The following is a 23693-nucleotide window of genomic DNA, read 5'->3' as shown; positions in this document are numbered from 1 at the left end:
ATATACCAAACTAAAAGGAAGTTGATGAATTCAATCATCGTTGGCAAATACTTATTATCTAGCATGTGGTATAACTTAATGAGTATCAAGCATACAGTGACTTCGCCTCACATCAAGTAATTCAATTTTGATAACATTTTCTAAGAGTTATTAATCGGTTGTTAAATAAGTTTTGTTAAATAAAAGAGAAGTAGCATGATAAAAAAATTGGTAGTTATCGTTTCCTCAGTGGTGTTTTTTTCGGCATGCAGCTCCAGTAATAATGCTTGTGAAGATGTAACAATAGCGTCAGAACAAATACAACAATGCCAGTCATTGCATAAACAAATTATTAATACTAAAAATAAACCTATAATACGTACAGAGTTGGAACGTAGATACCAACAAGATTGTATTGATATTCGTTATTATCGAGATGACAAGCAAACTGCTGTTTGTGGCAACAAGAAAGAAGTCGCAGAATCACAAGAACTTAATAAATAAAACAACAGCTTAAGGTAGATATTTTGCCCTGTTTTTGTTACTTTAATTTCAATTTGAAAGGATAAGGGGGCATATAGCTACCCCCTTCATAAAAATTTAACTGTGTAGTATGGTGAAAAGTTGACAGACTCATTAGATCCATTAATAAATTCAAATGCAGATTTGGCAAAAGAATCTATTGTCTTGTTGCACAAGTATCAAAAGTTGAAGAATCGCTATACTGCGTTATTGCAACTTAACCAATTATCCATTGATTGTGTCGATCTTAACGGCCTCCTTGAACAAGTTCATCATGCTATTGCGGGTGTGATGAGCGCCAATAACTTCTACATCGTGCTATATGATCAAACATTTTCTACTTTAGAATTTGTTTATCATGTTGATGAAAAGGACGAAATGGAGCCAAGGAAATATGCACATAGTGAATTTGAAGGCACCATGACAAATTATGTGTTCGAAACAGGTAAAGCCTTATTAGCGACGCCTGAAGTGATCACACAATTAGAAAAAGAGCATAAAATAGATCCAATAGGCGTCGGCACTACAGGTGTCGACTGGCTTGGCGTGCCTTTGATACATGATGGCTTTGTCATCGGCGTTATGGCCGTACAAAGTTACTCAGCGGCAACGCGTTATCAAGAGGCGGAACGAGATTTACTGGAGTTTACCGCTCAACATATTGTTACCGCATTAACACGCTTACAAGATCGAGGACGATTAAAAGAGGCTGTTGACTCTCGCACTCGAGAATTAATGCAACAAATACGCGATCGTGAAAAAGCTGAGTTACTTCAAGAGTCACTCTATCGAATTTCAGAGCTAACCAATGATCCAGATCTAGAAATCGATACTTTCTACAGCTTGGTTCATAACATTGTAGGGCAGTTGCTCAACGCCGAAAACTTCTATATTGCTAAGTATGATGCGAAAAATGACGAGTTGTTTTTTGCTTATTACCTTGATCAACAATTTAGTAATGACGATGGATATTATAAGGCACGTAAACTGTCAAACCACTTTACTGAATTAGTGTTAAGAAGTAGTGAAACTGTATTGCTTGATCAGCAGGGTATGCAGGACTTACATCAAAAAGGCATAACCATTAAGCCAGAAGCTGACGTATTGTCTTGGCTTGGTGTGCCCTTAATTCATTCGGGTGAATTGCTTGGGGCGATGGTGATACAAAGTTACCAACAGTCAGTATTCTTTACAGAGCAAGATGCAGAGTTATTGCGCTTTGTATCAAGGCATGTGGCATCAGCGATGAAGCGCCGTGAAATTGCCAATGATGAACGTAAAACTTATGAACTGTTAGAGCACCAAGTTAAACTTCGCACCGCGGCCTTAGAAGATGAAATAAAACAGCGTAAAATAGCCGAAGAAAAACTTCAACACGCCGCCTCACATGACATTCTTACGGGGTTGCCGAATCGAGCGGTATTTATTGACTTATTAAACCGTGCTATTGCCCGTAACAAACGCCACCCTGAATCTAAATTTGCCGTACTGTTTCTGGATTTAGACCGCTTTAAAGTGGTCAACGACAACCTTGGTCATCATGCTGGAGATAACCTGTTAAAAGAGATTTCTTCCGCATTAATTGACGTAATTCGAGACAAAGATACCGTTGCACGCTTAGGCGGTGACGAATTTGTTATATTGGTAGAAGATATAGAAGGCAGTGAAGGTGTTTTCGAAGTGGCGAAACGCATAACGTCATTAATGTCCTTACCATTTATGATTGAAAATCAATCTGTTTTTATTGGTACTAGCATTGGTGTTTTATTTAATAATGAGCGTTATGACACTGCAGACTCTATGCTTAGAGATGCCGATATTGCAATGTATCATGCAAAAGATAAAGGTAAGGGGCGTTTTGAAGTATTTGACTCAAGTATGCATAAAGAAGTGCAAAATGCTTTATCGTTAGAGTCTGACATTCGAGAAGCGATTGATAATCAGGAATTTGTACCGTATTTTCAACCCATAGTGCAGATTACCGATGGTAAAATTATCGGCTTTGAAGCGTTAGCGCGCTGGCAGAGTGACAAACGTGGTTTTGTCTATCCTAACGACTTTATTCCGTTAGCAGAAGAAACTAATTTAGTCATGGCTATCGATTTACAAATTCTAGAAAAGTCTTGCCAACAATTAATGCTTTGGCAGCAACGCCTAGGGTTAGATCACCTTTATGTTAGCTGTAATTTGTATTGTAACCACTTCTTTAACTTAAGTTTACCGCAAGATATTCAATCCATTATTGATAAAACCGGTGTTCAACCCCACCAAGTTCGTGTTGAATTAACTGAACGTGCATTGTTGGAAAACAGTGACGTTGTGCTCGGTAATATGCGAGCATTGAAAAAAATGGGTGTAAAAATATTACTCGATGATTTTGGTACAGGGTATTCGAGTTTAAGTTATTTACATCGTTTCCCAATGGATGTCATAAAAATTGACCGCTCTTTTATTCATAATGTGCATGAAAGAGGCAATCATCAAGCGATAATTAAAACCATTATTGATTTAGCGGCTAATTTAAATATGGCGACAGTGGGGGAAGGTATAGAAAACGAAGCGGATGCCCAACTATTGAAATCAATGGGTTGTGATTATGGTCAAGGTTATTATTATTTTAAACCTTTACCGGGCGATGAAATCGAATGCTTTCTACTGAGTAAAAGCTAAAGCAAAGGTTTAAGCTCTGAAGTGACATGCCTCAAAAGCCGCTAATAATTCACTTATGCCTGGCTTTATCGATTTAACTGATGATTCCGAGTTGATGATACCGAGTAGATTATCCGTCAGCTTATTTCTAATGGTTAAAATAACCCCCCACGGCGTTATAAAATTTATCAGTAGAAAAATACCTTACTCAGTTTAAGTCTTGTATTTATTCATTTTTATCATAAAAAAGGAGAACAGTTAATGAGTCATATTAGTATTATATCTATTTGAAAATTACCCGAGCATTCCTATTGATTAAAACACGCCTTATATTTTACCGTTTTACTGCGTATAAAATAGAGCAACTAATTAATGTAATCGCGATTAGTGAGTTGTTGTAGCAACATAATATGTTGGCGCTTTTGGCGTTTTTACGGTAATTTATTGTGTAATTTAAGTCATTAACCATAAAATAGACCAACAAATGACAAATAGTAAACCCAGAACGCTAGATCGCATTGATTTAACTATTTTAGATATTTTACAAAAAAATGGTCGAATATCAAATAACACCTTAGCACAACATGTTAATTTGAGTCCAAGTCCCTGTTTGGAACGCGTAAAACGTCTCGAACAAGAAGGCTATATCGAACGCTACGGTGCTTTTTTAAATGCCAGCAAGCTAAATTGCGGTATGACCGCTTTCATCCAAGTGACATTAGATCGTACTACTGCTGATATTTTTAATGAATTTCGTTCGCAAGTAATTGATATTAAGGAAGTTGCTGAGTGTCATATGGTAGTGGGAGGCTTTGATTACTTACTGAAATTACGTTTTGAAAATATGGATGCATATCGGGTCTTATTGGGTAATATAGTTGAGTTGCCAGGGGTGTCACAAACCCACACTTATGTGGTGATGGAACATGTTAAAAGGCACTCTGGCATTCCTATTTTTGATGAGAAAATACGGTAATGCAAAGTTATAGTAACACTCTGTGGTGTACGCGCTGTTTGCTTTTCGTATTGTGAACTAGTTTTTTCAGATAACAGCAGATATAGTGTCAGAAGATATTTTTTAGCTGCTTTTATTGATGTAAACCTCAAAAAAGCTCAGATGTAATTATAAAAATAATTAAGCCAAATCGGTATATTAATGACCAAGTTATTTAATGATTTAAATATCGATCAGGCTTAAGTTAATGAGAAACCATGAATATACTCCCATCGAAAATAATCAAAAAAATTAGCCTAGTTGCATTTTCTATTATCGCGTTGTCGGCCTGTAATAAACAGCCCACTGCGCCTTTGCAAACTAGCATTGAAGAAGTACCTAGCCAAGTTAATGCCGACAATATTAAAGCACATATAGAATTTTTAGCGGATGACACATTACAAGGTAGAGATACGGGTAGTCAGGGTTATCAAATTGCCGCCAACTATGTAAAGTCTTACTTTAAACAGCTTGGGTTGACGCCACAAGGTACCAATATAGGTACTGAACCACGCGGGTTTGAACAACAAGTTCGTTTTCGTAAAAGTTATCTTGTCGAAGGTTCAGCCAGTGCAATCATTCATGGTTTAAAGGGTGATGTTGAGCTTGATTATGTAACCGAATTTTTAATGTCGGGCTCAAGCTTACAAAATGAAGTAGCTATTACTGCTCCAACGGTGTTTGTTGGCTATGGGGTGGTATCGAAAGAGTTTGGTTATAACGATTATGAAAATATCGATGTAAAAGGAAAAATTGTTGTTGCGTTAACGGGCAGACCTGATGATTTACCGTCTGAAGAAGGTGCTCACATTGGCTCAGGCGCAGAGAAAAGTCGACATGCAGCTGAACATGGCGCGGTTGGCTTTATCACCATACATACCCCAAAGCGTGAAAAAGTTCGAAGTTTTGAAAAATCTGCACAATCCGCCAATACACCTCGTTTAAGCTGGCTTACTAAATACGATGTGCCATTTGGCAAACAACCAGAAATAGTATCAGGTGCTTATATCGATCAAGATGCAGCAAAAGCGCTGTTTGAAGATGCAGCACTTACTTTAACTGATATTTATGACGCCGATACGAACAATGTAGCGATAAAAGGTTTTGCTCTACCTTACCAAGTTACACTGAAAAATCGCTCTCGGCATGAACAGATCACCAGTCCTAATATTATCGCGGCTATTGAAGGTAGCGATGACGAATTAAAAAATGAGTATGTTGTCTTTAGCGCCCATCTTGACCATATAGGTATAAGCTCACATAGTGATGATGAAGACACCATTAATAACGGCGCATTAGATAATGCTTCTGGTGTTGCTATTTTACTTGAAACTGCGCGTTTGTTAGCGCAAATGCCAACAAAACCAAAACGTTCAGTATTATTTGTTGTTGTTACGGGTGAGGAAAAAGGCTTGTTAGGCTCAAGCTATTTTGCTAATAATCCAACGATACCTGTCACGAAATTAGTAGCCAATGTTAATTTGGACATGCCGTTAATTTTATATCCATTTGCAGATGTTATCGCTTTTGGTTCAACTCATTCAACTATGGGAGAAATTGTGGCAACGGCGGCGAAGAAAATTGATATAGAGCTGAGTGAAGACCCTATGCCAGAGCAGGCACTATTCACACGCAGTGATCATTACAGTTTTGTTAAAGCGGGTATTCCATCAGTATTCTTGATGACAGGCTTTAAATCAACCGATGACAGTATTGATGGTGGTGCGGTATTTGGTGACTTTTTAAAGAATCACTATCATCAACACAGTGACGAAATTACGTTACCCATTAACTACCAAGCTGCTGCGAACTTTGCATTAGTTAACATGATGATAGGTTTAGAGATTGCCAACCAATCAGCGCGTCCTCAGTGGCATGACGATGATTTTTTTGGTCTAACATTTGCGCAATAATGTTTAATACCAATTGGAGTATTTATTTCAATTGGTTTAATTACAGCTATTAAACATTTAAATAAGGAATTATTAATTGATGAATGCTCTCGAATATGCCGAACAGGCCAATGGTTCTTTTGCGCTTCCCGATGCGTGTTTTAAAATAAAGGCCTTGATGGAAGATGACGAATCTAGTATCGAAGATTTTGCTAATGTAATCAGTGTTGATCCTTCAATGACATCACGTTTACTGCAAATTGCTAATAGCGCCATTTACAGTTTTCCTGGCGAAATTAGTACTATTTCACGGGCAATTACAATTATTGGTACACAAGCGATTTATAACATGATGCTAGTTGATGTTGCCGCGACAGCATTTAAGCATTTTTCTAATGAATCTATTGATTTAAAACGCTTTTGGCATATGAGTGTTTTTTGTGGTTTAGCAACGAAAAACTTAGCTATTACCGCAGGTATTCGAGATATAGAACGCTTATTTGTTGCTGGTTTATTACAAAATTTTGGCGAACTTATTGTCGCAAAAATTTCGCCAGATTTAGCCAAACAGTGCGAAGGCTATAATGCGGATATACTGCCATGGGAATTACAAAAACAGGTGTTAGGTTTTACCTACACTGAAGTTTCTGCCGAATTACTGAAAATTTGGCAGATCCCAGAAAAAATAATTTTGCCAATTCGTCATTATAATAATGCTCATAACATTCAAATCAATAAAGATGTGAAAGTGCTTTACTTGGCTTCTCGGTTGGCACTCGTGGAATGTCATCCCGAAGAATTTAGTTATGACGACAGTATTGATGTCGAAATATGTAATTCCTTGAAGGTATCAAGCAATGATTTAGAAGATGCGGCAAATTTTGCCACAATTGAAACGGAAAATATCCTCAGCATTATGAACGCAAAATTTTATGGTTAACCACGCTTAGCAAGTGCAATATATATTATACACTTTGCTTGCTAAGGACTGTTTTCAAAACAAGACATTAGGAATAAAGCCTGCTAGCATCGGTCGGCGCTTATTTTGGCGAACAGCAGGTAAATGGGCACTTTTTAAATAAAATTATAATCATTAGCCCTAAAATTACAACGAAGGATACTTATGAGTACAGAAAGAGAGCATTTTAGTTCCCGCTTAGGGTTCATTTTAGCCGCTGCAGGTTCAGCAGTTGGTATCGGTAATTTGGTCGGCTTTCCTGTGAATGCGGCTAAAAATGGTGGCGGTGCATTTTTATTAATGTATGCACTTTTTGTTTTCTTTATTTGTTTACCCGTGATGGTTGCCGAAATGGCGGTTGGTCGCAAAACGGCAAAAGAACCTGTCGGGGCTTATAAAACCTTAAGTGGCGGTAGTAGGGCTTGGGGAGCTGCTGGTTTTCTTGGCGTATTAACCCCCTTTATGATCGCTGTTTTTTATATGGTGCTTACGGTCTGGATTTTTGGTTATATTGCTTTAACATTAAGTGGTAATTTAGATTACTTAGCCAGCAGTAATGGTTTTGGTGAGTTTGTTAATAGCCCATATTTATTCGGGGGTATGGTAGTAGTTGCCGCCATTGTTAACTTTATACTGGTTGCCGGCGTTAAAGACGGTATTGAAAGAGCGTCAAAAATATTGATGCCGACCTTGTTCATTATGTTACTTATTATGGTGGGCTATGTTTTAACGTTAGATAACGCACTTTTAGGTGTTAAGTTCTTCTTGATTCCTGATGTATCTAAAATTACGCCTGCGGTGATTAATGGCGCGTTATCACAAGCGTTTTTCTCCTTGTCTTTAGGTATGGGTATACTGATTACTTATGGCTCTTATATAGACCGTAAAACCGATATTGTTGGTTCAGCAAAACTTGTCGCTTTAACCGATACCGCGGTTGCATTCACTGCTGGTTTAATGATTTTACCAGCGGTATTTTCATTCAATCCTAATGTAAATCCAGCGGAATTGAGTGATAGTTCAGTATCGTTAATTTTTACCTTTTTACCTAAAATATTTTTAGCGTTACAAACTTCAATTGGTTATATCGGCGCAAGTGCGGTAGCCGCGTTCTTCTTTATTCTAGTGTTTTTTGCCGCTATAACGTCTTTAGTTTCTATTTTAGAGGTGCCAGTATCTTATTTAGTAACAGAGAAAAAGCACAGCCGTAAGAAAGCCTTATCGATATTGCTGATGACGGCAGGGGTATTAACTGTTTTTGCAACGTTATCATTTGGTATGGTGTCATACTTTACCGAATTTACCTCTTATGCTGGTGGGACTCGTTCATTTTTTGATGTAATTTATGATGTTTTCTACGATACTATTTTGCCGTTAAATGGCTTTTTATTATGTGTGTTTGTCAGTTACCGCTGGAAAAGATTGCAGTTATCTGAAGAGCTTTCGGTAGGTAATGCAAACTATAAAGGCTCTTGGGTTGAGAAGTATATTAACTTTTCGTTAGGGACGTTTATCCCCGTGATAGTATTTGGTATTTTTATCAATACGGTTATGCAAAAGTTCTTTGGTTATAGTATTTTTGGCTTTTAAATACAGCTAATTATTAATTAAAATGAATAGGGCCGGATAATTTGTTATTATCCGGCCCTATTTTTTTGTAGCTAGAGCTTCTTATAATGATTGAATTTATCCAACCATGTGACTTCAGTGAAAGCCAGCGGCTATTCCATGGTCGTGGCCATGCATATCCTGAGTTGTCGCATGTCAATATTGATTGGTTTGAGCCCGTTATTTTGATCAGCTTATATCAAGAAGTTGAGCCTAGCTGGTTAGCCGAGCAAGTGGTTCAATTAATAACCTTGACCGATAAATGCCAATCTATTCAAGTACAGTATCGCTGTCGAAAATTTGCCCCGTGTGAACTACTTTGGGGACAAGAAATAGCCAATTTAACCGCAAAAGAACATGGTTTAAAGTATCATATCAGTTTAGGTAAAGCGCAAAATTCAGGTTTGTTTTTAGATATGCGAAATGGCCGAGAATGGGTTAAAAAACGCAGCGAAAATAAGCGTGTATTGAACTTGTTCTCATATACCTGTGCATTTTCGGTCGCTGCATTGGCAGGTAATGCAAGTAAAGTGGTTAATATTGACATGAGTAAAAGCGCTTTAACCAAAGGGCGAGAAAATCATCGACTGAACCATCAAGATCTCAGTAAGGTTATTTTTGAAGGTGTTGATATTTTTAAATCTTACGGGCGTCTGAAAAAGCACGGACCGTATCAACTGTTAGTTTCAGATCCGCCATCCTTTCAGAAAGGCAGCGTTGATATTGAAAGAGATTATAAGAAAATTATTCGTCGCTTACCTGATTTAATGTCAGACAATGGTGACGTATTGTTATGCTTGAATTCGCCAGATCTCAATATTGAATTTTTAATGGCAGAAGTCACAAGAGAATGCCCCGACTGCGTATTTCAATATCAACTTAATGCCCCTGAAGTTTTTAAAGAAGCGCATGTTGGTAAAGGGCTGAAGTGTTTGTACTTTATATATAAACCAAGGGTGTAAGCCTTAACCGTTTGCTTGTATAAATTTTTTATTCAAGCAAACGTTTATATTTTATAAGTGTTTACTAATTTAATACCACACGAGCCGCTAATAAAATTAAAAAGCTACCGGTAACTTTATCGACTATATGACTATTAGCCTTTAGTTTTTCTAATATAGGTCCACGTGACATTGTAAAAGTAATAATGACATACCACAGCATATCAATAATGCCTACGGTTGCGGTCATCACGCCTTTTTGCTGCCAACCGGCTCCGGGTTCAACAAATTGGCTAAATAATGCTAAGAAGAAAATCGCTAGTTTAGGGTTTAAGAAAGCAATTAAAAAGCCATCTCGCCAACCATTGATTGTAGGGTCTAAGGCGCTATCTTTTTGGCTAAATTGAATGTTTTTTTGTTTGCTCATTAAGGCCTTAATACCCATGTACAACAAAAAAGCTGCGCCCGCGTATTTTATTGTCGCAAATAGCATCGGCGATTGTACTATGAGCAGACCAATACCTGTCGCTGTTATCGCAGCGTATAATGCCACACCTAAACCGTGACTGATGGCTGTGGCATAGCCTTGACGTGAACCACCGTTTAAAGTGTTTTTAATCACTATGGCAAGGCTAGGGCCTGGAGATAAGGCGCCAAGAATACAAATAACAACCAATGATAACCATAAATGAAATTCCATAATTTGAAACGCCTTAGCTAGGTAATGTGTTTTAGAAAACTAATGTAGATTTTTAATGCGAAGAAAACTGGCAAATCTTGGCACACCTCGCTGTGTTTTACCAATGTATTTATAGGTTATTACGCTGCCAATTGTAGGCGCTACCTTGCGTTGTTGATCGGATAATCCCGTCCCTATTTTAAAGATAACGCCTTCAGGCGTTTTAACCAATAATGCGCCAAGTAAGCCTTCATATTTTCCTTTTCCAGCGGAATAGCCAATAACAACGGCTTCAGCGTCTTGATGTCTTTTTAGTTTTAATAGGTTTTTACTACGACCACTTTGATAAGTTGCTGATGCAAGATGAAGCATTAAACCTTCACCATGACTATCAACTACGCGATTTAACCAGGCATACAACTCTGCATTATTTGCTACTCTTTGTTGTTGAATCATCGCTAGGTAATGCGAGCTATTGTCCTGAGTTAATTGCTTCATGGTGGCGATTCGCGCAGTAAAATTATTTGTTTGTTGAGGTAAGTCGAAAATCATCAGTTTAAGGTTTTTCCAGCATGCACCGTCTGCGAGTTTGCGTCTGACACACGCACTAATTTGTTCAAATTGACCTCGTTCGCTCCAAAGCTCACCTCCCATAGCGACTTTAGGCCAATGTTCAACAAACCATTTTGGTGGCGATAATACATTACCACTTCGTGTTAATAGCTGTTTACCAGTCCAGTATCCACGTACACCGTCTAATTTCTCACTCACCCAGTAGTCATTAATGACCGTACTTTCTTGATATTTAGTGGCAAGTTGTAATCGTGGTTTTTTTTGGCCCATTTTGTCTTTTGATAATTGCTGAGCTTGCAGATTAGGCAATATGGAAAGTAAAAAAATAAGGCAAATAATTTGTTGATAGGTAGTTGATTGAAACATCCTTGTTCCTTTATTTATTAGTGTTGAATTTAAAAAACGTTAACGCGTATTTTCAGTAGATTTGAATACAGTATAGAAGTGTTTTTTGTTATTGGTACATCACTTATTAATACTCAAAAGGAAATTAACATTAACCATTAATAATTAACTTTATTAGGAGTGAGCAGCCAGCAAGCAGTAGTGAGTAGTACTGAGATAAAGTCGATATTTTCTCAATGTTGACTACACTCTGGCTTAAAATGGAATTTAATGGATGATAGAAGATGAAACGGATTTTTATTTTTTGCTTAATATTAATGTTTTTATTAGGTTCATTTTCGGCGATAGCAGGAAAAAAACACTGCCAAGGTTATCGCAGTAAACTCGATAATATTCAAAATCAACAGCGTCAAGCTAGCTCAAACAAGCGTAGTCAAAGCTTATCCAATAAAGAAGCTAAGGCGCGAGATACATGGTGGCGATGTGAAACAGGTAAACTGAAACCCAAATTAAAGAAAAAAAAGAAGAAAAAATCAAAGAAAAAGTACACGAGTAAGAAAAAATACAACAAGACTAGTTCTAAACTAGCCTTTCAAAAACCGATTAAACCTTTAGTGCCATTTGCCAGTAATAACCCTGTGGTAGTACGTTCAATATATCAAGATGAAAAGTTGCAAGCTTGGCTGTTATTCTATAAACCAGCGAACATGTGTGCTCGGCCAAAATCTACGCAACAGTTTGCCGCATGTGTTGAAGATAAACGTAGCCAGCAAGCAAAATTTGAACAAAGCTATTGATCAACTTGGGATTAAATATACTTTGCAATAGCCGCTAATATGTTGGTTTTTACGCCACATTGTTACTATGATTTTGTGCAGTGTGTTTTTAATTGACTGATAAGTATGCGTAAATTTTTTTGAAACAACTCTTGCTAATTATTTACTAAACAGACAGTTAATCATCCACAGGCTACATATGAAAAATACTACACTAGCAAAATTAAAACGAACAGGTCTCATCATACTAGGTTTTATGTGTTTATTGCTGGGAGCCATATTTATATTGTTACCCGGCCCAGCAGTAATATTTATACCAGTTGGATTAGCATTATTAAGCCTAGAATATGATTGGGCAAAAGTGTGGCTAAAAAGAAGTCAGCGTTATTTTCGACAAGCGGCGGTCAAAACTGATCAAGCGTTTCATTGGGTAGGCAGGAAACTGCGTGGTTAATATCGTTGGGCTAAAAGTTGTAACAGCCTAATTAGCGAAAATTTAATGAGTAATCGGCTTTATCGCAATTACTCATAGTGACTAAAACCCAACAGTGCTATTGAGGTTACAGGCTACTTTTGCGCTATATAAAGTGCTTTAGTATTATTATACTGAGTAACAATATTATCAATAGTGTCTTGGCAATACTCTCGTAAACCACTCAATAGCATGAATTTCTTGCCATGACCTATGACTTTATCTTGTGAGACTAAATCAAACGATAAACAGGCGTTACCGCGTTTTCCATCAATATCTAACGTCGTTGATGATAAGCGTAATGTGATGTCTTCAAAATCTAGGTTATCAAGATGAATTGACATACTTTCATACATTATCATCGGGCGAGTCGGGTTGATCATCACCTGACATTCTTTCATCAATTCTACGAGAATATGTGGGAAAGTGTGGCCCGAAAATTCGACATAGGCACGGGTCAATGCGGTAATGGAGTTGCTGTTTTTTGTGTAGTCGCCAGACACTGACATATTCAAATATTCTTTTTGATTATCGTCGACGATACTGGCCACGGTGGTTATTTCTGTTGGGATATTTAATTTTGTGGAATCGGTTACCATGCCAGAAAATTTAAAGCTCATTTCTTGGTGCAAACCGGCACGTTCCAATATTAATGAAAACAACAAGTCGCCCGGAACGCAAAAGCGTTTAGCATCAATATTATGTAAAGGATTAAAATCATCAGCAATTTGCTTAGCAAAGTCACTTGCCTGTTGGCGTGTGAAACTAACTTTATCATCCGTAATTCGGCAATAATTCTCTAAAAACATGGATACTTGTCATCACTTTAAGCTATTAAAATCGGCGCTATTCTATCAGTATGCCTTGCTAAAATCGAAGGTTATTAATATATAACTCACTAAGCTGACCAGTAAAAATAAGGCCTTTAGAGGATTAAGCGGTTATTTTTCAGCTGTATTGCTTAATGTATAAGTATTAACCAGTTGTTCTTTATTATGTTTACTCAGCTGTTTAAGTTGATACTCACGGCGGCTTGCTTGCTGCCGATTTAGTTGAGGCTCAGAATATGCCAAAGTTACCGGGCGACGAATACGGGTATATTTTGCCGCTTTTTTATTGCATTTATTATGCTCATCTAAACGTCGTTCAAGCGAGGTGGTAATGCCTGCATAAAGGCTATTGTCGGCACAACGAAGAAAATATACGTACCACATAATAATAAAGTCTGATCAGTGAGCTAATAATTCATTTTCGCAATTTTTTGGGCGATATTCGAGATAAAAATGAATTAATGGTGGCTGCTAGTAGGCGATTTTTATATTATAACTGTCTGAAAAAATAATAGGTTGAGATATGTTACAAACAGAAACAGGTGCTCTGCGCAAAATGCGTGCGGATTTAGCTTCAGATGGTACGGTAAATTATCGCATGGTATTGGGCGATCAAGAAGTTGAGCTAAATTCACTTATTGGGAAGCGCCTGACACTGAATTTTAGTGGTTATATCGATTGTCAGCATTGTGGCAGAAAAATTAAAAAGAGTTATTCTCAAGGCTATTGTTATCCTTGTATGCAAAAACTAGCACAATGTGACATGTGTATTATGAAGCCAGAAACTTGCCATTTCGAGCAGGGGACTTGTCGAGAGCCAGCATGGGGGGAAAGCAATTGTATGATCCCTCATTATGTTTACCTAGCTAATACCTCTGGCTTAAAAGTCGGTATTACGCGTCATACCCAAATACCGACTCGTTGGATTGACCAAGGCGCGACTCAAGCGTTACCCATTTTTAAAGTGAGTACTCGCTTACAGTCAGGGCTAGTTGAAATTGCCTTAGCTGAATTTATTGCCGATAAAACAAATTGGCGAGCAATGCTTAAAGGCAGTGCTGATGCGCTAGATTTAAAAGCAATAGCGGAAGAGTTGAAGCCTAAAATTGCAGAAAAATTGGCAAGCGTTAGCCTCAAGTACGGTGCTGATGCTGTAACAGAATTAGATGAAAGTGTGGTGGATTTACATTTTCCTGTTAAAGAGTATTTAACAAAAATTTCATCCTTTAACTTTGATAAAACACCAGAGGTTTCAGGTGTATTGCTCGGTATTAAAGGACAATATTTAATTTTTGAAACTGGCGTGATTAATTTACGTAAATTTACGTCTTATCATGTTAATTTACAGGTAAGTTAATTATTTTATTTGGTATTACATAGGCTAAACTGAATTTATTACTCGTAGATTTAGTTTTAGCTAAGTTATTTATAGCGATAAAAGCGATTTTAGGATCATTATGATGAATGCTATCGATTATGCACAACAAGCCAGTGAAATATTTGTTCTTTCAGATTCTTTTATCCGTATCAAGGAATTAATTGATGATGAAGATTCAACGATTGACGACATCGCAGATGTTATTATCTTAGATCCAGCATTGTCGGGAACCATATTAAAACTTGCTAATAGCTCATTTTTTAATTATCCAGGGAAAATTGATACCATTTCTAAAGCCTTGCTGGTGCTGGGGATTACCGAAGTATATAACCTCGTGATATCTTTTTTTACTAGCCGTGCGTTTAAGGAATTAAATGTAGATCCGGACTATTTAGATGATTTTTGGTGTAAAAGTGTTGATTGTGCATTAATCGTTAAATACATTGGCGTTCAACTGAGAATCCCCAATGCGGAACGCCTATTTATTATTGGCTTACTACATAACTTGGGCGAGCTTGTTATACAACAATCGTCTCCTGAAAAAGCAACAGTGGCTAATAAGTTCACCGCGACAGAATTACCTTGGGATAAGCAAAAACAAAGCCTTGGCTTTACGTATGGTGAGTGCTCGGCCGAGCTTTTAAAACAATGGCAATTACCGTATAGCATTATCGAGCCTATTCGCAACCAAGACAATAATGACTTTGCCTACAGCACCGATGAAACTAAATTATTGTATCTAGCGAAAAGAATTATGTTGAGTCAATTTGATTGTAGTATGCACCCCATTGAACTGATTTTAACCGAAGATGCTATGCAGCAGTTACCAATAAACGAAGATATGCTGCAAGGGGCTGTTAATTTTTGTGATTTTGAGCGCTTAAGTGTTTTATCAATTATAAACCCAGGCTCTGCCATGATTTTTTAATAATTATGTCTATACATAAGCTTCCCCTGCTTACTCAAATTACGTGTCGAAACATTAAATCTATATCTCTATATCTATATATCTATCTCTATATCTATATATCTATATCTATATCTATATCTATATATCTAGTTCTAGGCTTAGGCCTTTACTCTTAAAACTAACTACCGCTCCGGTATTTTATATTAACTTCAGTTACCTCCTTTCTACTTATTCAAATTACTTCCTGTAGATCATTTTTTGCAAGAATATTGCACCAGCAGCTTACAAATCATTTTCATGCGCACTGTCGTGGTGCGGGAATATGGACTGAAAAATAGCTATGGTATTGTTTTTTATTGTTTATTTTTTCTGGCATAAAGCTTGATATGTAAAGGTTAATAATAATTAAGGAAATGCAACATGAAACTAGTAAGCGCAATCATAAAGCCATTCAAGCTTGATAATGTCAGAGAGGCTATTTCTGAAATAGGTATTGAAGGGCTAACCGTTAGTGAAGTAAAAGGCTTTGGTCGCCAGAAAGGGCATACCGAGTTATATCGTGGTGCTGAATATCAAGTGGACTTTTTACCTAAGGTAAAGCTTGAAATTGCGGTAAACGATGAGGTAGTACAGCGGTTAGTTGATGCGATAGCAGAAGCTGCCCATACCGGAAAAATTGGTGATGGCAAAATATTTGTTTATGACCTTGAGCATGCCGTGCGCATTCGTACTGGTGAACAAGACGTAGAAGCGATATAGGAGCAAACTCATGGAACAAAATATTTTTCAACTTCAGTACGCAATGGACACTTTTTACTTTCTAATTTGTGGCGCGCTAGTAATGTGGATGGCTGCAGGCTTTTCGATGTTAGAAGCGGGTTTAGTTAGAGCTAAAAATACCACCGAAATTTTGACTAAAAATGTCGCGCTTTATGCTATTGCCTGCATGATGTACTTATTTGTTGGTTACGACATTATGTATGGTGGCGGCATGTTTTTATCAGGTATAGAAACGGTTGACCCTGCAAAAGTATTAGCCGATTTTTCTACCCGTGAAGATGGTTTTACCGGTGCCGCAATATATTCAGCGGCATCTGATTTCTTTTTCCAAGTAGTTTTCGTAGCAACAGCTATGTCAATTGTTTCAGGTGCAGTAGCTGAGCGTATGAAACTATGGGCATTTTTAGCTTTTGCTGTTGTGTTAACGGGGGTTATCTATCCAATGGAAGGTAGCTGGACTTGGGGTGGCAATGCCGTTTTTGGTTTATATACGTTATCTGAACTTGGATTCTCAGACTTTGCTGGTTCGGGTATTGTGCACATGGCCGGTGCCGCTGCGGCACTAGCGGGTGTTATTTTATTGGGCGCACGTAAAGGTAAATACGGTAAAAATGGTCAAATAAACGCAATACCAGGTTCTAATTTGCCTATGGCGACCTTAGGGACATTTATTTTATGGATGGGGTGGTTTGGTTTTAATGGTGGTTCAGTATTAAAACTGGGCGATATTGCCAGCTCACACTCAGTGGCCATGGTGTTTCTAAATACTAATGCTTCAGCAGCAGCGGGTGCTGTAGCCGCATTGATTTTAGCTAAAGTGTTATTTAAAAAAGCAGATTTAACCATGGTGTTAAATGGCGCGTTAGCAGGATTAGTCGTCATAACGGCTGAACCATCAACCCCAACACCTATACAAGCAACATTGTTTGGCGCAATGGCGGGTATTGTTGTTGTGCTGTCTATTATTGGCTTGGATAAAATAAAAATTGATGATCCGGTTGGCGCAATATCAGTACACGGTGTAGTGGGTTTACTGGGCTTGTTGTTAGTGCCTGTAACGAACAGTGCATCGAGCATCAGCGGGCAATTAATCGGCGCTGCAACCATTTTTGTATGGGTGTTTGCGACCAGTTTTGTAGTCTGGTTTGTGCTGAAAAAAGTTATTGGTATCAGAGTTAGCGAAGACGAAGAATATGAAGGTTGTGATCAATCTGATTGTGGTATGGAAGCCTATCCAGAGTTTACTCGCGGCTAAGTAATCAACTTGGTATAAATTATTTGGTAACCTAAGCCTGTGTATTAACGTACACAGGCTTATTATTTTCCAGCCTTGAAATTTGCTCGAACAAGCTAAAAGCTCACAAAAATAATAAATAATTTTCAAAGTTTACTGCCATTAGTAATAAACTGTGTAAAATTAAGAAATTAATCGATATATTTATGAGTGGATTGTTACATGGCAAGAGAGCAGTTTGGCGTTTGTGCGGAGCCCAGTCTTCATGGATATTATTTATTATTTAATGCTTTAGATGATAAAAATTTATTTTTACGTAAAGCTCTATCCCGTTTACCCGCTTTATTTGATAAATATGCTGACCGCTTTTCAGAAGCTAATTTAGCGGGTGTTGTCGCTATTGGCACCAATTTTTGGGATGAATTGTATCCTAACGGTCGGCCAAAACACTTGCGACAATTTCCAGAAATGGCGATAGAAGATCGAACTGCACCTGCGAATAACTATGATCTTTATATTGAAATTCGTGGTGACCGAGCTGACGTCAATCATATTGTAGCGACAAAAGTTTGTCAGTTATTGGCTGATAGTGTTGAATTAGTCGAGCAAGTTCGATCGTTTCGCTTTTTAGACGGTCGTGATTTAAGTGGCTTTGTTGATGGCACCGAAAATCCACAAGGTCATCATCGTCGTCGAGTTGCCCTGATTAATGAAGAACAAGATCCCGAGTTTGCAGCTGGCAGTTACTTACATATTCAGCGTTATCGACACAACTTAAATTTGTGGAACTCATTGGAAGTTAAAGAACAAGAAGATGTTTTCTCACGGACCAAAGTTAATAATGATGAGTACTCAGAAGAAAATAAAGCACCAACGTCTCATATTAAGCGCGTTAACTTAAAAGATAGTGAAGGTAATAGTCTTGAAATATTGCGGCAAAGTATGCCTTATGGCGATATGAAACTGCAGGGATTGTTTTTTGTGTCTTACTGCCACACACCTGAGCCTTTCGAATTAATGCTTAAAAGTATGATCAGTGGTGATGCTCATGGCCATAGTGATCATCTGCTTAAATATACTCAAGCTGAGACAGGTGCGGCGTTTTTTGTGCCAAGTTTAAATGTTTTGGCGCAGCTTGGCGAATAGTGCTAAATCAATTTCATTTAATTAGCGGGTCTATTTTATCCGCAAGGAAAATCGCCAATGAAAAGATATTTATTTAATAATCCTCTGTTCTCATGATTAAATAAATAACGCAGTAATTGTTTTTTTTAACCAGTAGAAATGCCTGATGCTCAGTGAGATTGGCACGCGTTGTAACGCTATATTTTTTTGAAAATGTATAGCGTTACGCCGCCATAAATCTAATCAACAATAACCCGCATTAATAACAGTTAATAGTTAAGTTAAGTTAAATTCTTTAAAAACAACGCTTCAAGTCGAGAAATGGTTTGTTTAATTGCTTTGACATTAGTGGGGGCAATAAAAATAGTATCGTCTCCCGCAATTGTGCCAAGCACACCATCACTTTTACTTAAACTATCTAGTAAACGCGCGATTAATTGAGCCGCACCAGGACTGGTTCTAATAATGATCATCACGTCGTTGTGCTCAATATCGAGTACGAGTTGCTTAAGCGGGCTTTTAGCTGTAGGCATGCCTAACTCTGCAGGCAAGCAATAAACCATTTCTTGGCGGGCATTGCGCGTTCTTACAGCACCAAACTTACTTAACATACGTGATACTTTAGATTGGCTGATATTCTCAAACCCTTGAGCTTTTAAAGCCTCGGCAATATCACCCTGTGAACTAAACTGTTCCTGGTTTAATAAATCTTTGAATGCTTGCACTAAAGCTTCTTGTTTTTGTTGTCCGCTCATATAGGTCCACTAAGTGATAAAATTATGGTCGACTATTATTGGTTTATAATACCTAAGTATTATTTCACAATTTTTATTATACGTTATCCTTATAGGTCAATACAGGTGAATAATACTAAGTCTACTAAAGTTATGAAGCGCTGAGCGGGGAATAAATGTAATAGAATTAGTATAAACATTGTTTTTTGGCGGTTTATAATATATCTTTTGGCCGACAAATTTTTTACGTAATTACTCAAATCTTCGGAGACATCGAATGAAAGTTGCTGTGCTAGGCGCTGCTGGCGGAATAGGCCAAGCGTTATCTTTACTATTAAAAACTCAATTACCTGCGGGTTCTGAGCTATCTTTATATGACGTTGCACCAGTAGTTCCAGGTGTTGCCGTTGATTTATCACACATCCCTACAGCAGTGAAAGTTGCTGGTTTTGGTGCTGACGATTTAGCCGGCGCGTTAACAGGTGCTGATATTGTAATTATTCCTGCTGGCATGCCACGTAAACCAGGTATGGACCGTGCAGATTTATTTGCCGTTAATGCGGGTATTATTAAAACTTTAGCAGAAGGCATTGTTGCTAACTGTCCTAAAGCGTTAGTTGGTATTATTACTAACCCAGTAAACGGTACAGTGCCAATTGTTGCTGAAGTTTTCAAAAAAGCCGGTACTTATGATAAAAACCGTGTTTTTGGTGTAACAACACTTGACGTAATTCGCTCTGAAGCATTTATTGCTGAATTGAAAGGCTTGAACGTAAGCGAAGTGAAAATCCCGGTAATTGGTGGCCATTCAGGTACAACAATTTTACCACTTCTTTCACAAGTTGAAGGTGTTACTTTCTCTGATGAAGAAGTTGCCGCGTTAACGCCACGCATTCAAAATGCCGGTACTGAAGTTGTAAACGCTAAAGCTGGTGGCGGTTCTGCTACGCTTTCAATGGGCGCTGCTGCTGCTCGTTTTTGTTTATCTTTAGTGAAAGGTTTACAAGGCGAAGACGTTGTTGATTACGCTTACGTTGAAGTTGAAGGTGGTGATGCACCATTTTTTGCTCACCCAGTACGTTTAGGTGTTAATGGTATTGTTGAAATATTGCCATACGGCGCGCTAAGTGCATTCGAAGAAAAAGCTAAAAATGACATGCTTGCAACATTAAACGCAGATATTAAAGAAGGTGTTGATTTTATCAACGGCTAATCTTTACTAAGCTCTGTATTAAAAACCGCGTTATCGCGGTTTTTTATTGTCTAATGCCAAGTTGATTAATCAGCTTGGCATTTTTAATGGATAAAATGAAAAAGTAGATCACGTAATTAATAAAATTGGTATGAATGTTATTGTAAACCATTTAAAAATGGGCAGATAATCAATCAACTTTGTATTATATTATAGGCAAAATATAAATGACTAACAGCTAGGCCTTACGTTGAAAAATTCCATTTTTAAAAAATGCTGCTTGAAAAAAAACCTTCCTTTAGCAAGCTTGTATATGGCTGCGCTAATGGCGTGGTCGGTTGTAGCAAACGAAAACCCCTCATTATCAACACTTAAAGCATTGCATACGGTTGATGAAGTATTGCAGCAAGTCACGGATTGTAATGAGTCGATTGTTATTCGTTCTCAATCTTTGAGTGCGAAGCAGTTAGCTAACGCTTGTAAAGCACTTATCGCCCAAGAAGACCACTTTCACCTTACCTTTGCTACCAGAGGAAAACCGGTCGCCGATGACTATAACGATAAAATGCGGGCTAATATTTATGCTAATCGCGATGAATTTATTAAATATGCAAGCGCACATTTTACTATGCCTACGAATAACGGTGGCATGTATTTGGAAGGCTATCCCAGTCGAGATAATAACCGCGCCGAATTTGTAGCTTATGCGCGTGAAGGAAAAATTTGGAATTTATCTCATGAGTATATTCATTATCTTGATGGCCGTTTTAATAAGTATGGTGATTATTGCAATGGTTTGCATGATGACCATGCTGGCCCCGAATTTTGTCCAAGCCCAAATTTACCCTATCCGCATATTGTTTGGTGGGTTGAAGGTTTAGGGGAGTATCTAGCATGGGGAACCAACAACCCGAAAGCAGTTGCGCTAGCAAAAACCAACAGTTTTAAGTTGAGCGAGTTATTTAATACCAGCAGTAATGCAAATACTGGCACAGACCGGGTTTATCGTTGGGGCTATTTAGCCGTACGTTTTATGATGGAAAATCATCGTAAACAAATAGACCATATGCTGCACTTCACTCGAACGGGTAATTGGCCGGGCTATCAGGCGCTTATTACAAGTTGGGCTAGCCGCTACGATGATGAATTTAGTCAATGGCTTGTCGAGTTACCCCCGACTGATACAGCAACACAGTAAGATACCAAACGTAGCATTAGACTAAGTTGATTAATTAGCTGCTCATTTTTAATGGGGAAAATGACTAATTACGGCGTTATAAAATTTATAAGTAGCATAACTACTGACTACATTTTATGCCTTGTCATTAGCCATTTTTCCTCATGAAAAGTAGAACACTTAATTAATCATATTGGTATTACATTGATCCGTTTGGTAAAATGCGCACAACTTCATAAAATATAATTGTAATATGACCCAGCCCTTTAGTTATCAAACAAGCTTTATATTAGACAAATCTCATTTTGGTGAATGCTTTGATGAATCTGTTCAAGTACAAACTCCGATTACCATGTATCGTAAAGGTGCTTTATTGACGCTTATTGGTGCTGGATTAGTGATGTTTTCAGAGCTTAATCCTTATGCTGCTTGGTTTGTTTTTTCTTTAGGCATATTAGAAGTTGTTAGTAGCCACTATAAAAAATCGTGGTGGGTTGCACGCCAAATGTTAAGTAAAGTCGCCAAAGCCGAAGTTACCCTTAAAATTGATAATAACTGTATTCATATATCGTCATTCTATAACGATAACAAGATGCAATTTAGTGATATTAGCCAAATAACTGCAACAGAAAATGGTTGGTTGATAAACCGTAATAATAATCGGCATTATATTTCCAACCGTTGCCTTGATAAGTCAGCTCAGGCTTTTTTACAGGCTAAAATTCGCAAATAACTTATCTTGATGAAGCTTTAGTTTGTTTTTTGAGCTTATTAGTCGTATTTATATCCGTTTCATATAAGCGCTATAAAAGTTGAATGAGAATAGTTCGCAAAAACCTTGACAGAGAAAGGTATCTTGATTAGTCTGACGGAAAATATAAATTCATCAATTTTCGAATTGTTCAGGCGGGCTACATGTTGAATAAAATTTGGTTTTCTCCCTTTGTTTTAGTTGCACTTTTAGGTACCAGTATTAATGTTGCAGCAAGTGACGATGTTAATGTTTACTCTTACCGACAACCGTTTTTGGTTGAGCCTTTATTTAATGAGTTCACTAAAGAAACGGGTATTAAGGTTAATGTAGTCTTTGCCAAGCAAGGCATGGCTGAACGATTGGCACGCGAAGGCGAATATAGCCCAGCTGATATTTTATTAACCACTGATATTAGTCGCTTAATCGAGTTAAAAGAAAAAGATTTACTGCAAGCCGCTGAGTCTACTGAACTGACAGAGGCCATTCCAGCGCAATATAAAGCTTTAGATAATACATGGTATGCGTTAACAACACGCGTACGTAATATTTATTCTGCAAAACGGTTAGGCAAAATTGACTTTAACTATGAAGATCTTGCTGATGAAAAATACCGAGGTAAAATTTGTACTCGCAGTGGAAAGCATCCTTATAATGTCGCATTAGTCGCGTCTATGATCGCAGAGCACGGTGAAGCCGATACTTTGACATGGTTAGAAAAGGTTAAAGCTAATTTAGCGCGTAAGCCACAAGGTAGTGACCGCGCACAAGTTCAAGCTATTCACCAAAACTTATGTGACATATCGTTAGGTAACAGTTACTACTTTGGTAATATGCTTAAAGATGAAAAGCAAAAGGTTTGGGCAGATGCGGTTAATATTAACTTCCCTAATCAAAAAAATCGTGGCGCCCATGTAAATATTTCCGGTATGGCCATGGCTAAATATGCACCCAATAAAGCCAATGCGCTGGCACTAATGAACTTTCTAGTGTCAGAGCCAGCACAAAAAATGTACGCTGAAACAAACATGGAATATCCGGTACGCCCAGGGGTAAAGCCTTCTAAATTAGTGGCTTCTTGGGGGCAATTCAAAGCCGATAATTTATCGCTAGAAGTTATTGCTAAACAACGCAAAGCGGCTTTGATTTTACTCGACAAGGCACAATTTGACCTATAGAGCTTTCAATTAAGAT

General features: G+C 37.7%; 23 protein-coding genes. 18 read left to right on the top strand and 5 right to left on the bottom strand.

The window, feature by feature from the left end:
• The first annotated feature begins 195 nt into the window (after window positions 1-195).
• The 7 genes from A3Q33_RS06120 (at window position 196) to A3Q33_RS06090 (ending at window position 9564) form a co-directional block, all read left to right on the top strand.
• A complete protein-coding gene (locus A3Q33_RS06120) occupies window positions 196-483 on the top strand; it encodes a hypothetical protein (protein ID WP_081179186.1) in 288 nt (95 codons plus the stop codon).
• A gap of 120 nt (window positions 484-603) precedes the next feature.
• Window positions 604-3171, top strand: coding sequence for a sensor domain-containing phosphodiesterase (locus A3Q33_RS06115; RefSeq protein WP_231295787.1), 2568 nt, complete (start codon window positions 604-606; stop codon window positions 3169-3171).
• A gap of 463 nt (window positions 3172-3634) precedes the next feature.
• Window positions 3635-4126 (top strand): Lrp/AsnC ligand binding domain-containing protein, encoded by a 492-nt coding sequence (locus A3Q33_RS06110; RefSeq protein WP_081179185.1) that lies wholly within the window; start codon window positions 3635-3637, stop codon window positions 4124-4126.
• 236 nt (window positions 4127-4362) lie between these two features.
• Complete coding sequence (locus A3Q33_RS06105; protein ID WP_081179184.1) at window positions 4363-6057, top strand: M28 family metallopeptidase; 1695 nt, start codon at window positions 4363-4365, stop codon at window positions 6055-6057.
• 79 nt (window positions 6058-6136) lie between these two features.
• Window positions 6137-6976, top strand: coding sequence for an HDOD domain-containing protein (locus tag A3Q33_RS06100; protein ID WP_081179183.1), 840 nt, complete (start codon window positions 6137-6139; stop codon window positions 6974-6976).
• A gap of 183 nt (window positions 6977-7159) precedes the next feature.
• Window positions 7160-8584: a sodium-dependent transporter gene (locus tag A3Q33_RS06095; protein ID WP_081179182.1), complete on the top strand. Its 1425-nt coding sequence runs from the start codon at window positions 7160-7162 to the stop codon at window positions 8582-8584.
• 86 nt (window positions 8585-8670) lie between these two features.
• The gene (locus tag A3Q33_RS06090; protein ID WP_081179181.1) at window positions 8671-9564 is read left to right on the top strand and encodes a class I SAM-dependent methyltransferase; all 894 of its coding nucleotides are present in this window, start codon (window positions 8671-8673) and stop codon (window positions 9562-9564) included.
• A 64-nt stretch (window positions 9565-9628) separates the two neighbouring features.
• Here the strand turns inward: A3Q33_RS06090 and A3Q33_RS06085 are convergent, their stop codons facing one another.
• On the bottom strand, window positions 9629-10243 hold the full coding sequence (locus A3Q33_RS06085) for a LysE family translocator (protein WP_081179180.1): 615 nt from the start codon (window positions 10241-10243) through the stop codon (window positions 9629-9631).
• Between the two features lie 39 nt (window positions 10244-10282).
• The gene (locus A3Q33_RS06080; protein ID WP_081179179.1) at window positions 10283-11161 is read right to left on the bottom strand and encodes a DNA ligase; all 879 of its coding nucleotides are present in this window, start codon (window positions 11159-11161) and stop codon (window positions 10283-10285) included.
• A gap of 263 nt (window positions 11162-11424) precedes the next feature.
• Here A3Q33_RS06080 and A3Q33_RS06075 point away from each other — a divergent pair, with 263 nt between their 5' ends.
• On the top strand, window positions 11425-11937 hold the full coding sequence (locus A3Q33_RS06075) for a hypothetical protein (protein WP_081179178.1): 513 nt from the start codon (window positions 11425-11427) through the stop codon (window positions 11935-11937).
• Window positions 11938-12115: 178 nt separating this feature from the next.
• Window positions 12116-12370 carry a PGPGW domain-containing protein gene (locus tag A3Q33_RS06070; protein WP_081179177.1) on the top strand — a complete coding sequence of 85 codons (255 nt, stop codon included), beginning with the start codon at window positions 12116-12118 and terminating at the stop codon, window positions 12368-12370.
• Window positions 12371-12483: 113 nt separating this feature from the next.
• On the opposite strand, the gene A3Q33_RS06065 is transcribed toward A3Q33_RS06070, so the two are convergent.
• Entirely contained in the window at window positions 12484-13197 is a 714-nt protein-coding gene (locus tag A3Q33_RS06065) for a DUF3581 family protein (protein WP_081179176.1), read from the bottom strand.
• 132 nt (window positions 13198-13329) lie between these two features.
• Window positions 13330-13602, bottom strand: coding sequence for a GIY-YIG nuclease family protein (locus A3Q33_RS06060; protein ID WP_231295786.1), 273 nt, complete (start codon window positions 13600-13602; stop codon window positions 13330-13332).
• Window positions 13603-13774: 172 nt separating this feature from the next.
• Here A3Q33_RS06060 and A3Q33_RS06055 point away from each other — a divergent pair, with 172 nt between their 5' ends.
• From A3Q33_RS06055 to A3Q33_RS06035, 5 genes are all read left to right on the top strand, one after another.
• Window positions 13775-14575 (top strand): DUF2797 domain-containing protein, encoded by an 801-nt coding sequence (locus tag A3Q33_RS06055; RefSeq protein WP_502687242.1) that lies wholly within the window; start codon window positions 13775-13777, stop codon window positions 14573-14575.
• Window positions 14576-14675: 100 nt separating this feature from the next.
• Window positions 14676-15524: an HDOD domain-containing protein gene (locus tag A3Q33_RS06050; RefSeq protein ID WP_231295785.1), complete on the top strand. Its 849-nt coding sequence runs from the start codon at window positions 14676-14678 to the stop codon at window positions 15522-15524.
• A 402-nt stretch (window positions 15525-15926) separates the two neighbouring features.
• On the top strand, window positions 15927-16265 hold the full coding sequence (locus A3Q33_RS06045; RefSeq protein WP_081148267.1) for a P-II family nitrogen regulator: 339 nt from the start codon (window positions 15927-15929) through the stop codon (window positions 16263-16265).
• Window positions 16266-16275: 10 nt separating this feature from the next.
• Entirely contained in the window at window positions 16276-17541 is a 1266-nt protein-coding gene (locus tag A3Q33_RS06040; protein WP_081179172.1) for an ammonium transporter AmtB, read from the top strand.
• A 201-nt stretch (window positions 17542-17742) separates the two neighbouring features.
• Entirely contained in the window at window positions 17743-18666 is a 924-nt protein-coding gene (locus A3Q33_RS06035) for a Dyp-type peroxidase (protein ID WP_081179171.1), read from the top strand.
• 260 nt (window positions 18667-18926) lie between these two features.
• On the opposite strand, the gene argR is transcribed toward A3Q33_RS06035, so the two are convergent.
• Window positions 18927-19400 (bottom strand): transcriptional regulator ArgR, encoded by a 474-nt coding sequence (gene argR, locus A3Q33_RS06030; protein WP_081179170.1) that lies wholly within the window; start codon window positions 19398-19400, stop codon window positions 18927-18929.
• A 256-nt stretch (window positions 19401-19656) separates the two neighbouring features.
• Between argR and mdh the strand changes: the two genes are divergently transcribed.
• The 4 genes from mdh to A3Q33_RS06010 all read left to right on the top strand — a co-directional run bounded on the left by mdh (window position 19657) and on the right by A3Q33_RS06010 (window position 23677).
• Complete coding sequence (gene mdh, locus A3Q33_RS06025; protein ID WP_081179169.1) at window positions 19657-20592, top strand: malate dehydrogenase; 936 nt, start codon at window positions 19657-19659, stop codon at window positions 20590-20592.
• Between the two features lie 259 nt (window positions 20593-20851).
• Entirely contained in the window at window positions 20852-21769 is a 918-nt protein-coding gene (locus tag A3Q33_RS06020; protein WP_231295784.1) for a collagenase, read from the top strand.
• A gap of 232 nt (window positions 21770-22001) precedes the next feature.
• Window positions 22002-22481: a YcxB family protein gene (locus A3Q33_RS06015; protein ID WP_081179167.1), complete on the top strand. Its 480-nt coding sequence runs from the start codon at window positions 22002-22004 to the stop codon at window positions 22479-22481.
• A 182-nt stretch (window positions 22482-22663) separates the two neighbouring features.
• Window positions 22664-23677 (top strand): extracellular solute-binding protein, encoded by a 1014-nt coding sequence (locus A3Q33_RS06010; RefSeq protein WP_081179166.1) that lies wholly within the window; start codon window positions 22664-22666, stop codon window positions 23675-23677.
• Window positions 23678-23693 lie beyond the last annotated feature (16 nt).

This window comes from Colwellia sp. PAMC 21821, from assembly GCF_002077175.1.
Lineage (GTDB): Bacteria > Pseudomonadota > Gammaproteobacteria > Enterobacterales > Alteromonadaceae > Cognaticolwellia.
Note: the sequence above shows the minus strand (reverse complement) of the source record. Positions and strands in the feature narration are given on the sequence as shown.